The 12,125-nt window shown below is 36.8% G+C and carries 16 protein-coding genes; 7 read left to right on the forward strand and 9 right to left on the reverse strand.

The window, feature by feature from the left end:
• The first annotated feature begins 84 nt into the window (after positions 1-84).
• Positions 85-534, forward strand: a complete 450-nt coding sequence (locus ABES03_RS15130; protein WP_430118233.1) for an NUDIX hydrolase — start codon at positions 85-87, stop codon at positions 532-534.
• Between the two features lie 36 nt (positions 535-570).
• Here ABES03_RS15130 and ABES03_RS15135 read toward each other — a convergent pair whose 3' ends face one another.
• Positions 571-918 carry a hypothetical protein gene (locus ABES03_RS15135; protein ID WP_430118145.1) on the reverse strand — a complete coding sequence of 116 codons (348 nt, stop codon included), beginning with the start codon at positions 916-918 and terminating at the stop codon, positions 571-573.
• Between the two features lie 180 nt (positions 919-1,098).
• Between ABES03_RS15135 and ABES03_RS15140 the strand changes: the two genes are divergently transcribed.
• Together ABES03_RS15140 and ABES03_RS15145 are read left to right on the forward strand one after the other, a co-directional pair.
• Positions 1,099-1,353, forward strand: coding sequence for a hypothetical protein (locus ABES03_RS15140; protein WP_430118146.1), 255 nt, complete (start codon positions 1,099-1,101; stop codon positions 1,351-1,353).
• A 111-nt stretch (positions 1,354-1,464) separates the two neighbouring features.
• A complete protein-coding gene (locus ABES03_RS15145) occupies positions 1,465-1,764 on the forward strand; it encodes a DUF3243 domain-containing protein (RefSeq protein WP_430118147.1) in 300 nt (99 codons plus the stop codon).
• 70 nt (positions 1,765-1,834) lie between these two features.
• Here the strand turns inward: ABES03_RS15145 and ABES03_RS15150 are convergent, their stop codons facing one another.
• A complete protein-coding gene (locus ABES03_RS15150) occupies positions 1,835-2,074 on the reverse strand; it encodes a hypothetical protein (RefSeq protein ID WP_430118148.1) in 240 nt (79 codons plus the stop codon).
• 335 nt (positions 2,075-2,409) lie between these two features.
• Between ABES03_RS15150 and ABES03_RS15155 the strand changes: the two genes are divergently transcribed.
• Positions 2,410-3,372 (forward strand): DMT family transporter, encoded by a 963-nt coding sequence (locus tag ABES03_RS15155; RefSeq protein WP_430118149.1) that lies wholly within the window; start codon positions 2,410-2,412, stop codon positions 3,370-3,372.
• A 14-nt stretch (positions 3,373-3,386) separates the two neighbouring features.
• On the forward strand, positions 3,387-3,959 hold the full coding sequence (locus ABES03_RS15160; protein WP_430118150.1) for a cysteine dioxygenase: 573 nt from the start codon (positions 3,387-3,389) through the stop codon (positions 3,957-3,959).
• Between the two features lie 53 nt (positions 3,960-4,012).
• On the opposite strand, the gene ABES03_RS15165 is transcribed toward ABES03_RS15160, so the two are convergent.
• From ABES03_RS15165 to ABES03_RS15195, 7 genes are all read right to left on the reverse strand, one after another.
• Entirely contained in the window at positions 4,013-5,623 is a 1,611-nt protein-coding gene (locus ABES03_RS15165; RefSeq protein WP_430118151.1) for a DUF4352 domain-containing protein, read from the reverse strand.
• Positions 5,620-6,486 (reverse strand): ABC transporter permease subunit, encoded by an 867-nt coding sequence (locus ABES03_RS15170; RefSeq protein WP_430118152.1) that lies wholly within the window; start codon positions 6,484-6,486, stop codon positions 5,620-5,622. The genes ABES03_RS15165 and ABES03_RS15170 overlap by 4 nt, the downstream gene beginning before the upstream one ends.
• Before the next feature lie 198 nt (positions 6,487-6,684).
• On the reverse strand, positions 6,685-7,080 hold the full coding sequence (locus ABES03_RS15175) for a DsrE/DsrF/DrsH-like family protein (RefSeq protein ID WP_430118153.1): 396 nt from the start codon (positions 7,078-7,080) through the stop codon (positions 6,685-6,687).
• A 219-nt stretch (positions 7,081-7,299) separates the two neighbouring features.
• Positions 7,300-7,971: a GNAT family N-acetyltransferase gene (locus ABES03_RS15180; RefSeq protein ID WP_430118154.1), complete on the reverse strand. Its 672-nt coding sequence runs from the start codon at positions 7,969-7,971 to the stop codon at positions 7,300-7,302.
• An 18-nt stretch (positions 7,972-7,989) separates the two neighbouring features.
• Entirely contained in the window at positions 7,990-8,661 is a 672-nt protein-coding gene (locus tag ABES03_RS15185) for a GNAT family N-acetyltransferase (protein ID WP_430118155.1), read from the reverse strand.
• Positions 8,662-8,693: 32 nt separating this feature from the next.
• Positions 8,694-9,557, reverse strand: a complete 864-nt coding sequence (locus ABES03_RS15190) for a carbon-nitrogen hydrolase family protein (RefSeq protein WP_430118156.1) — start codon at positions 9,555-9,557, stop codon at positions 8,694-8,696.
• Positions 9,558-10,260: 703 nt separating this feature from the next.
• Positions 10,261-10,629 carry a winged helix-turn-helix transcriptional regulator gene (locus ABES03_RS15195; protein WP_430118157.1) on the reverse strand — a complete coding sequence of 123 codons (369 nt, stop codon included), beginning with the start codon at positions 10,627-10,629 and terminating at the stop codon, positions 10,261-10,263.
• 231 nt (positions 10,630-10,860) lie between these two features.
• On the opposite strand from ABES03_RS15195, the gene hxlA reads away from it, so the two are divergent.
• Entirely contained in the window at positions 10,861-11,490 is a 630-nt protein-coding gene (gene hxlA, locus ABES03_RS15200; protein ID WP_430118158.1) for a 3-hexulose-6-phosphate synthase, read from the forward strand.
• 8 nt (positions 11,491-11,498) lie between these two features.
• Entirely contained in the window at positions 11,499-12,056 is a 558-nt protein-coding gene (gene hxlB / locus ABES03_RS15205; RefSeq protein ID WP_430118159.1) for a 6-phospho-3-hexuloisomerase, read from the forward strand.
• Positions 12,057-12,125: the final 69 nt, after the last annotated feature.

Raw genomic sequence — 12,125 nt, forward strand, 5'->3', positions numbered from 1 at the left:
CTATTAGAATTAGGACAGCTTTATTTAGACTTTCAACAAGATACTTTAACTTCAACTGAGGACCACCAAGCCCCAAAACAAACTGTGACGGTAAGCGGATATATTACAAATGAAAAGGAAGAAACATTACTGGTTAAGACCTTTTGGCGAGCAGATACCTGGGAGCTTCCTGGTGGCGGAGTTGAAAGTGGAGAAACATTAGATCTTGCACTATGTAGAGAAATTTTCGAAGAAACTGGAATCACGGTTAAGTTACTAGGCGTAACCGGGGTTTATTCAAATGGCAGCACGGTTTCCATCGTTTTCCATGGTAAAAGTACAGGAGGAGTTTTAAGAACATCAGAAGAAACACAAGATGTTCGCTTTGTGAAACTTGATTCCTCCAATGTTCATCAATATATAAAACGAGGAAAATTTATACCAAGAGTCCTTGATGCCATGAAGGGGCACTCCATACCATTTGAAGCGTTTAAAGTTAGGCCCTATAAACTTTTGGAGAGGTTAGAAGGAACAGCTATCCATGATGAATCATAAAAGAGGAGAGCTATTCATTTAAAAAGTTCTCCTCTTTCATTTATTAAAGGATAAGCTTAGATTTTTTAGTGTATAAATTCTTGCAGTAATAAGGAATAAATCATCGTAGTTATTTTGTACGTATTCATCGATAATGCTCATCCCTTGACGAAACTGGTTAAGCAAATAATAGGTATACTTCCCGTCCCAATCGAACTGATTGATTCTAATTAGTTCATCAGCAATAATTTGAAACTTATACTCCTCTGTTAGAAGCTTGATTTGATACAATTTATCCGCTTGCACCCTGAAATTATTCTTATTTTCATGTTTCTGCTTAAGAAACTTTATAAAGCTAGTGATATTTTCAGCAAGAAGAATTGCTTTATTCCTCTCGTGTATCATCTCTTCCTCTCCTCTCCTATCTGTCGAAAACTGGACCTTTATGAAAAGTGTATGTCTTGAACCGTTTTTCTAACACTCTATGTCTATCTAAAATAATCTAGACTAGTGTAATAACCCTTACCATTTTCTATTATTTTCATATTTTATAGTAGGTCCTATTGGAAAGGGGGGAATGTCAGTATGGATTTAACCTATGAGCATGCACAACAATTAAAGCTAGTTGGAAAAATGGTTCGTTTTCGCAATGCGAGTGGCGAATGGGTTGTAGGTAAAGTTATTAAAATACAGCAAGATGGACTAGAAATTGAGGAATTTGGTAATCGCAGCTCCAGTGAGGGCTATGGATTTGGTTTTTTTGGCCCTGCACGTTTTTTTGGATGCCCTTGCTTTGTACCTTTTGTAAATGTATCGCTTTTCAGTTTCTTTTTATTTTAATTAGAAGAGACTTAATAATTGTTTAATAGGTTTCATTTTGGAGTTCACAGGGAATGTATATGTTAGAAACATTGAATCCACTGTTAAACATCCAAAATAGGAGTGATATGTATGGACAAGCAATTAAATGAGCAAACAATTGAAAATCAGATTTACAAAAACGGAGATTCCTTAACAAGCTTTGATGACTTCAGGGAATTTCTTAGCGGGAAGGTTCAATTAGGCGAAAGACTAGGAATGGATGAAGAACAATTAGCCAACTCTGCACAAAAAGTTGCTGATTACCTAGCGGCAAAAGAATCACCTAAGAATTCCGAGGAGAGATTATTACAAGAGCTATGGAAGGTTGGTACGGAGGAAGAGCAGCATAAACTGGCACATATGCTTGTCCGTTTAGTTCAAAAAAGTTAGGAGAAAAAGAGTTCTAGATAAAAATGGGCTTGGTTTGCTAATATACCAAGCCTGTTTTTATCCGAAACAATTAAAGCACCAACAAATATTGAATCTGATTCGGTGAGATTGGAGTAATGGCCATTATATGATAACCGATGCTAAGCAATTGTGATAAAGTTTCTGCACAATTGGTCCGTGGAGGCTCGATTGGTGCGTGAAAACTTTTATAAAGATTTATCAACTGATTATCAGTTGTACAATGAAGTAATAAAACATGTCTACCAGTCCATGGCTGACCGATTATTGGTTGTGGATGGAGTTCCCTCATATTGAACACCCTCATTAATTGATACAATAGACTATGAGAAACCACTCGTCCATTGTTCTTGAGGATTTAACTATGATTGAATCTTCTTTATGATCCCTTGATAATTTTCTTCACTTATAATTCCTAACCATTTACACAGGTAAGAATTTAGTATAATTCTCTTCTTAACTCTTCTAGATATATACATATGAACAACTCCGCTTTTTCTTCATTATATTCTATATACTCAAAAAAGTTTCCTTCATCCAAAAAAATTACTTTAATCAAACAAAAGGACAAAAAGAAGATATACTCCTCATCTAAAGGAAACATTTTCTCGCAGGACAAGCATAAGATTGAATAACAATCATTTGCTGAAGGGAATGCTCATCGTGACTACTAGCAAATCCAGGTTATCTGCTTCAATGTACGCGACCATGTCAATTAGTTTTTGGGGAGTTTCATTTGTATCTACCAAGGCAGTATTAGGAAAGCTTGACCCCTATTCGTTACTTGTCTTACGTTTTGGAATTGGTGCCTTATTTTTGCTGCTCCTGTTACTTGTGCTACGAATCCGGATGTTCATTTCTTTAAAGCATTTGCCACATTTAATGATACTCGGCATCCTTGGCGTGTTTGTACATCAGGTGCTTCAAGCAACTGCCTTGTTAACGATTAACGCTTCTTCAGCTGGATGGCTAATTTCGTTTTCACCTATTTTTACGGTTATTCTTTCACTTCTCTTTTTACATGAAAAAATAAATTTCACTAAGCTTGCTGGAATGGTCCTTGCCATTACTGGTGTGCTACTTGTTACGACGACAAGAAGCGGGCACTCCTTACAAATAGCTATGAATATCGGCTTTTTTCTCATGATGCTGAGCACGCTAAATTGGGCTATATATTCGGTGCTATTAAGAAGCTTAAAGCTACCTTATTCTCCTCTTTTGGTGACTTTTTATATGAGTTTACTAGGCTTAATTCTTACAACACCTTTTATCATTAGGAACAGAGGATGGGAATCACTTTCGCTTTTGACCCAAACGGAATGGGCTCATTTGTTGTTTCTAGGTATTTTTGTCTCTGGCATTGCCTATTGGTATTGGGGAAAGGCACTTGAAGTGTTGGAAGCTTCTAAGGTATCCATGTTTTTATATTTAGAACCAATTACCACCTTAATTGCTGCGGTAATGCTTTTACAGGAGAAAATTTTACTCATAAGTGTTGCTGGCGGAATCATAATTATTATTGGAGTCATCATTGTTAACGGACATCTGGTGCCTATGTTGTTCAATTTCTTTAAGAAAAAACGACTATAGGAGGAGACAACTTCATGGATTTAATAAATAGGATGAATGAGATTTTAGATCCATTGAAATGCCCATCAAAAGAGGAATTGAAAGAAGCTTTAGTGAAACTAAATGTAAAAATCGATGAACTTGCTAATTTGCCAGAGCCATCTAAGGGAAAACCTTACAATCGTAGGCTTCTTTATAAAAATGATGAAGTTGAATTGCTTGTAATGAATTGGTCGCAATTAGAGTGTGCTCCTCATGATCATGGGAATTCCCACGGTTGGATACAAGTCCTATCCGGTACTTCTCTAAATTCGGTTTATGAAATGAAAGGCAATGGGTTGCCTGACGAATTGTTTCGTCAATACCATCATCAAGGAAAGTATTTTTATGCACCACTGAAAGCTATTCATAAAATGCAAGCTTCCAACCAAACGTATTTAGTCACACTACACCTATACTCCCCTCCCATCTCAGGAATGATTGTCTATGACTTACAAAAATGTGCTGCCTGTTTAGTATCTGATGATTGCGGAGCGTGGTGGCCTGATGAGCAGTATCAGAAGGTGAAAGAAATACAGCTTAAAAGCGCTGAAAGTATTGAAGAATAATAGCTTAAAAAACCCTCTACAATTATTGTAGAGGATTACTCACTATTAAAAATCTATTGTAAATCAATAATTGGGCCATTTACTTGCTGGAAAGGGAAGTATTGCACCTGGAACTTCTCCCCTATTGGCAATTCATAGGCAAGTGTGCCCGTGATACTACTACCGGCATCGAGTTCGCCTGATGAGAGGGTTGTGTCAATATCGATCATCAAAAATGGCTGCATATATAGGTTACCCTTGCTATCTGTAACACTGAAGTAGTGAGGGGCAAACTTTACTTTCTCTGTTCCCGTATTTTTAATTTCAACAGTAATAACGAAAAATTCATTTCCTTTTTTAGGTTTCTCTTCAGGAGTACCCTGTGATTTTTCAACCTTCGTTATCATCAGTGCTGAATCTTTCAGTTTAATTTCCTCTCCAACCGCATGATGTTTCTGTTCCTCTGGGGGAGGCGTTTCTTGTGCTAGTGGCGAAATGGAAACAACGGGCTTAGTGGCTGTAAATTTCTTTTTGGCACTAGCCGCCTCCGGAATTCTTGCTTTCCCACCCGGTTCATACATAGTCACTACACTAATAAAAACAACCACAAATCCCCATATCAAAGCTTTTCTGCTTAAGAACCTTTTCTTAGAGCCATTACCAACAATCTCCGGTAAAACTTTTGAGTGTTGTTCATTTTGAACAAATTCAAAATGATGCTTTTCTAGTTGAAATGGTGAAGATGCCACCAATTCTTTTTTTCTATCTTCCTTTTTCAGGACAAGTGAGCTATTCATTTGTTCTTCTAATTCTTTTCTCATCATGTTCACAATTAAAATAACCACAAAAAATCCTAAGATTGGGACAAATACCATCCAGGGTGCTCTCATAAAGTCATGAAAATTCTGGCCAATTAAACCCGCCCACTCATTCGTTAAAGAGGCAGCCTTTGGCGGTTCTTCATACCCAAACGTTCCTCCAATTGTCTGTCCCCCAAGGAAAAACTCAAATATACCTAGATGCATGGTAATCTGCAATGCGCTTAATAACTGCTGGAATGTAAATAAAACTCCGTACGATCGAAAATAGGGCATCAAATGTTTTCGGATCACATGAAATTTACTAGCTCCCATCAAATATGAACTTTTTACAAAGGAAGTTCTGACCAATTGATCTGTAATTTCTGATGCAAAAATAGTTACTGACGGGAAACCAAGGAAGACTAACATCAAAATCTGATAAGCAACAACTGAAGACATAGGTCTTTCAAACGTACCATTCACAGGCAACATTAAAACAATCCCTAAGAATATAGTTGGAATATATCTAAAAATAACGAAAAAATCCTTGAAATATTTTTTCAAAATAGGAGCATAAATGGATAAGAAAACGCCCATAGCTCCTCCAAATATGACTCTTAAGAGGGCAACAACAAGTGCTGTAACCAACGTGTACTTCGCACCATACAACAACAGCAAATGCATCTCCTGCCCGTTACGATCCGTTCCCATTATATGTTCAAATGATGGCGGAAACGGGGCTCTTCCCAGAATATTGCCCTTTTCATCGGAAACTAAGATTTGTTTATTAAAATCCATTGGTCCGTAAAGGGGATATAAATAACTTGCTAGAAAAAGGAGAAGGAGGAGTACTACTCCGATCATTGTTTTTTTGTACTTCCTCATAGACTAACACTCTCCTTCCCTTTAAAAAACGTTAGTACTAAACGGCTCACACCTTCTATGATCAAAAGAGGCAATGCAAACAGTAATAGACAAATCACTAGTAATACAAACTCCCCCATTCCCATTCCGATTGGGAAAGTTTTCGTAAATCCATTGATATTAAACATGAACTCTAGTAGATATAGACTGGAGAGAATAATCCAAATACTTGTTCTCAGTTGGATTATTAATAGCGGAAAAATGTTACGAATCATATGTACAACTAAAATTCTAATCTGTCTGAATCCCTTGGCCTTCAGGTATAAAACATAATCCTTTGACTCTTCCTCCTCAAGAACCTTAATTAGAAATTGTATAAAAAACAAAGTGGGAAGGAAAGAGATGGTTACAATAGGCACAAAATAGGGTTTGTGACCAAAGATGCCATATAGCTGCAAAAATTTGAGTCCAGTAGATTTATAGAGAGTGATGACGAAAAACATAAAAAGACAAATAATAAGTAAGTCAGGAACGGATTCAAAAAAATAAATCACTTTCTTAAATAGGTTTCCTAGTTTTCTAGGTGCCATTTGCACCATAATTGCCCCTAATATACCTATAAGGATCACAACTAGTAAAGAAGCAAACACAATAATCATCGAATAACGGTAGCTTTCACCCATATGCATTTGTTCATATAAAACCATGGCTTGGGAATCTTTATAATGAATTAATTTTTGAATATTAATCTCAATAAATTGCCAAAACGGTTTAAAATTAATCGTTAGTTCCCCTATTCCAAATAAAGTGGGTAAAGCAAATACAAAAAAGATTCCTGAAATCATGAGGAATATCCTAAGGGGCAAATCTAGATATTTTTTCATTTTATACCTCTCTCGCATTTATATTATTCAAAGTTTATGAGGAACTCTCTAAATCAATTAGACGTTACAGAGCAGGTTTATTGTTCACATTTTTGTAAAAAAAAAAGAAATTCATTATACAAAAAAGCCTCTTTCACTTAAATGGTTTCTCCCATTTAGCAAAAGAGGCTTAGATTTTCTATTATTATAGTTTCTTTATTAGAAGGTTAATGTTACTTGTGCATCTTTAGCAAATTCTAAGAATGTTACTGCGCCACCCACTTCGATACCGTCAACAAACGCTTCTTTTTCTAATCCCATTACATCCATTGTCATTTGACAACCAATGAATTTAACCCCTAACTCCTGGGCCATTGCTACTAATTCTGGTATAGCAGGAACATTTGCTTTTGCAAATCCCTCTGCAAAGTGTTCTTTACCTTCAGGCATAGGTAGTGCTTGATATGCTTGTTTATGAATTAGGTTTAGACCTTCGAATGTAAAGAATACAGCTACTTCCTGATCTGTTGCTGCTGCAGCAGTTGCGATATTAAATACCTTATATGCGTCAAATAGTCCACCATTGCTTGCAATAATTGCTATTTTATTACTCATGTTTAATTCCTCCTAGGTTAGATATACTTAGACTTTTATTCAGTCATTTTATAATAACTTTTTTCATGGTTGTAAGGATAATACCATTACCCCTATGGGTATGATAATAAATGAAAAAAAAGTGGATGTCAACTCATAAAAATTACTTCCCAAAGTTTCATAAAAAAAGCTTGCTGATTAAGTTTAAATTTCGACTTAATCAGCAAGCTTTTTAATACATTAAAAATATAATAATGCCACTTTCTCTTTTGCTTCTAAGTTTTGAATCATTGCGTACCAAGATTCTGGTTTATTTGATAGAACGGTATAATAACGCTTCAAAAATTTCACTATTAAATCTGTTTGCAACTCATTCATTTCTCCATCCATTGGAAGGAAACAAAGGTCAAGTCCCGTTACCGCTTCTCCATCATTATTCCAAGACGGGTGAACATATGGGAAATCAAGTCGCTTGTACCCAAGATGAGCCAATACTTCTCGACGAACATACGGATCCATCGGCTTAACGCCGCCAAATTCATAATGATCGACACGATAGGGATCATAAATTTCAGCAAACATCCCCATTAATTTCTTACCATTAGCAGATACTAATTCATTCAGGTCTTCTAGTCGTTTATTAGCTAAAAAGGGCCCGATGCCCAAGCCTGCTTGGCCAATAATGGTAAAATCCGTCATTGCTACATTAAAATCTTCATAATAACGGTACTCAGTAGCGCCCACTATTTTTCCTTCATGAACAGCGACAAAAACACGGATACCTGGATCTTCTAACGGTTCTTTCCAAAGATCAAATTCTAGTACTTCTTCTGGGGGGAACACATCTTGCATTAATTGATGCATTTGTTTAAATAACGGATCGTTGATATTGGTTATTCTACTATATTCCATTGGATCATCCCCTTTTCTTTATTTTGAATGGAAAAACGGATTTTTCCATTCCATTAGAGTCCCATAATTATAGGATTCTTCATCTTCTAAATAGTTTGCTACTACCCTTACAGGGGAACGGCCACAACGGAGGAGAAAAGTAATAACTGGATCCTTCAACTCTCCTTTTACCACGGCATCAATATATTGTTCTGGTGTCACTTCATTCGCATGTTTGTGATACCCTGGCATTCTTCCTCCACCAAGCAATCTGTCCAATCCCAAATGAACAACTACATCATACATTGAAAACATCAACCACTTGCCTAATCCTAATTTTCGAAAAGCAGGTCGGACACCTATATCTACAACGTATAAGGTATTCCCTTTAGGATTGTGGTTCCGAATATAGCCATTATCCGTTATTTCTTCCCACGAATGCTCTGGATGTTGAGGATCAAATTCGACAAGAAGTCCAGTCATAGACCCGGCTATTTTACCATCCACTTCGATACATAAAGCTCCTTGTGGAAAAAGAGTCACATGATTATTTAGTTGCTCTTCGTTCCACCATAATTCAGAAGGAAATGGAGGAGGAAAGCTTTCCTGTTGAATACGAATTAAGTCAGGAAAGTCCTTCTTTTCATAATTTCGGATGACAACTGGAACAGGTTTGTCTTTGTCGAAAACGAAAAATTCTTTTCGATACATGAGGATTCCCCCATTTCATTGTATTAATCAGCTTATTTTGTTTCCCAATCTGGGTAAAGATCTGTGCGTCGGTCACGCCAAGTGGTAACCGATCCTTTTTCACGGACTTGATATAATAGCTCTAAATTCAAGTCAGCTGTAACGATCATATCCTGATTAATCTCACCTTCCACCAAAATCCCTTTTGGCGGGAATGGAATGTCATTTGGTGTGATGACGACTGCCTGGCCAAAATTGGCACGCATGAAATCAACTGTTGGCAGCGAGCCGATCGTACCAGTAGTGACTACATAGACTTGATTTTCGATGGCTCTTGCATGACTTGTGTAACGAACACGGTGAAAGCCGTGGCGATCGTCAGTACATGATGGACAGAAAATAACATCTGCCCCTTTCGCCTTTGCCATACGAACGATTTCCGGAAATTCAATGTCATAACAAGTTAACATAGCAATGGTACCTTTTTCTGTCTCGAATACCTCAAGGCCTTCACCTGGACTCATATTCCACTCATTGACTTCTGTTGGAGTAATATGCAGTTTTGCTTGTTCTACCACTCTTCCATCTGGATAAAACATATGTGCAACATTATAAAGGCGATCACCTTTACGGATCACGTGTGTTCCACCTATAATGTGCATCTTATATTGTTTGGCCAATTCAATAAATAATGACCGGTATTGATCGGTATAGTCAGGTAGTTCCTGAATCGTTAATGCTTCCCCTTTATCGTTGCCAATTGACATAAGCTGTGTAGTAAAAAATTCAGGGAAAATGATAAAATCAGATTCAAATTCTTCTGCTGTTTTAATATAATGCTCCACCTGATCTGCAAACTCTTTAAAAGAGCTAATTGTATGAAGATGATATTGGACCGCTGACACTCTCAATTGCATATAATCCCCTTCTTTCTATTTGTAATCATCATTTAATCCTATTATTAGCGAAATGAAAAATTTGAACAAGTACGCACTTTTTCATTACATAGTGTAAAAAAGTATACTGTAAAAATATAAAGATTATCGACCATTTTTATTAGGATAAAGTTATCTTTTACTTTTCATACTAAATGTAAAAATTCCTATTACGCTTTTTATACGAATTGGAGAAAAAATAGTTAGACTGGAGTCTACGTGACCCAAGTTGGCTTTGGAAAGAGAAAACGGGCTCGTACCAGTGGGCTACGCGACCTTTCTTACTTTGATATTGAATGAACGGGCTCGAAGACGCTGGCTATGCGAACCTTCTGCCTTTGATATTGAAAAATCGGGCTCGTAGACGCTGTATACGCGCCCCTTCTGCCTTTGATATTGAACGAACGGGCTCATAGGCGCTGTATACGCAACCTTTCTGCACTTGTTTTTGAAAAAACGGGCTCATAGACCCCGGCTATGCGACCCTTCTGCCTTTGATATTGAAAAATCGGGCTCGTAGACGCCGGCTACGCGAACTTTCCGCACTTGTTTTTGAAAAATCGGGCTCGTAGAAGCAACAACGAGATCTTTAACTGGGATATCACAAAAACATCCATTAGCAGTAACAAACGTAAATATAAAAAAAGAGCGGTCCTAAATTGAATGGCCACTCGTACTTGAAACTTTATTTCGTATTCGCCTCTTGACGTATCAAAGGGTTCAACCCAGCTGTTTCCATATAATCCTTCCCCCATTTATACATCGCATCAAGAATCGGCATCAAGCTTCTTCCTTGTTCAGTAAGGGAGTATTCTACTTTAGGAGGAACAACGGGATAAACTTCGCGTTTTACTATTAAGTCTTCTTCCAGTTCCCGCAATTGATTAACAAGCATTCTTTGTGTAATCCCTGGCATAAGAGCCTTCAGTTCACCAAAACGCTTCGTCCCCTCTTTTCCAAGATGCCATAATATAAGCATTTTCCATTTTCCACCGATCACGGAAAGGGTTAATTCTTTTTCACAGTTAAACATCTTATCTTGCATTCGTGACATATCAATTCACCTCAAAGACTATTATATCCCATAGTATACTTTTTAGCACTATGTAAAATAAAAGTGCGTACTTCCAACCAAATTATATACATTGTATACTTGCAACTGTTCAGCATAATGAAACAACCGCCCACTCCTATCCCAATAGGATAATATTGCTCTTATAGTATTTTGGGCATTAGAGATTTAATCATTGCATAACAAATAAAAAATAATTAGGAGTGAATATAGATGGAATTACAATTAGCATTAGATTTAGTTAACATCCCAGAAGCAATTGAATTAGTTAAAGAAGTAGAGGAGCACATTGATATCGTTGAAATCGGTACACCGGTTGTAATTAATGAAGGACTTCATGCAGTAAAAGCAGTAAAAGAAGCATTTCCTAATTTAAAAGTATTAGCAGACCTTAAAATTATGGACGCTGCTGGTTATGAAGTAATGAAAGCTTCTGAAGCAGGTGCAGATATCGTCACAATTCTTGGAACTGCAGAAGATATGTCGATTAAAGGTGCAGTGGAAGAAGCTAAAAAACAAGGTAAAAAAATCCTAGTTGATATGATTGCAGTAAAAGATCTTGCTGGACGCGCAAAAGAAGTAGATGCAATGGGTGTTGATTATATTTGTGTGCACACTGGCTATGACCTTCAAGCAGTTGGAAAGAACTCGTTCGAAGATCTACAAACCATTAAAAGTATTGTAAAAAATGCTAAAACTGCAATCGCAGGTGGTATTAAATTAGATACACTAGCAGAAGTCATTAAAGTACAACCAGACCTTGTTATTGTTGGTGGCGGAATTACTGGACAAACTGATAAAAAAGCAGCTGCTGCCAAAATGCAACAAATGATCCAAGGGTAATTCAGATTATGAATACAACTCAATATTTAGCTGAAATCATAAAAGAGCTTAGTCGCTCCGTTGATTTAATTTTAGATGAAGAAGCTGAAAAATTAGTAAAAGGAATTCTTGAATCTAAAAAAGTCTTTGTTGCCGGTGCAGGTAGATCAGGATTTATGGCAAAATCATTTGCCATGCGAATAATGCATATGGGCATAGATGCCTTTGTCATTGGTGAAACAGTTACCCCTAACTTTGAAAAAGATGATATCTTAATTATTGGATCAGGTTCAGGGGAAACAAAAGGCTTAGTTTCCATGGCTGAGAAAGCAAAAGCCATTGGTGGGACTGTTGCTACTGTAACTATTTTTCCTGAGTCCACTATTGCCCAATTAGCGGATATCACAATTAAGCTACCTGGCTCACCTAAAGATCAGTCGGAAAGTGATTTTAAAACCATTCAACCTATGGGCTCATTATTTGAGCAAACACTTTTACTATATTTCGATGCAGTAATTCTTCGGTTTATGGAGAAAAAAGGTTTGGATACTAAAAAGATGTACGGTAAACACGCTAATTTAGAATAAATATCGTGATTTCTCGAATTCTAAATAAGAATGACAGTAAGCTGTTTCCATGCACAATTACGGTCTTTC

This window comes from Neobacillus rhizosphaerae (assembly GCF_050477885.1).
Classification (GTDB): Bacteria; Bacillota; Bacilli; order Bacillales; family Cytobacillaceae; genus Neobacillus; species Neobacillus rhizosphaerae_A.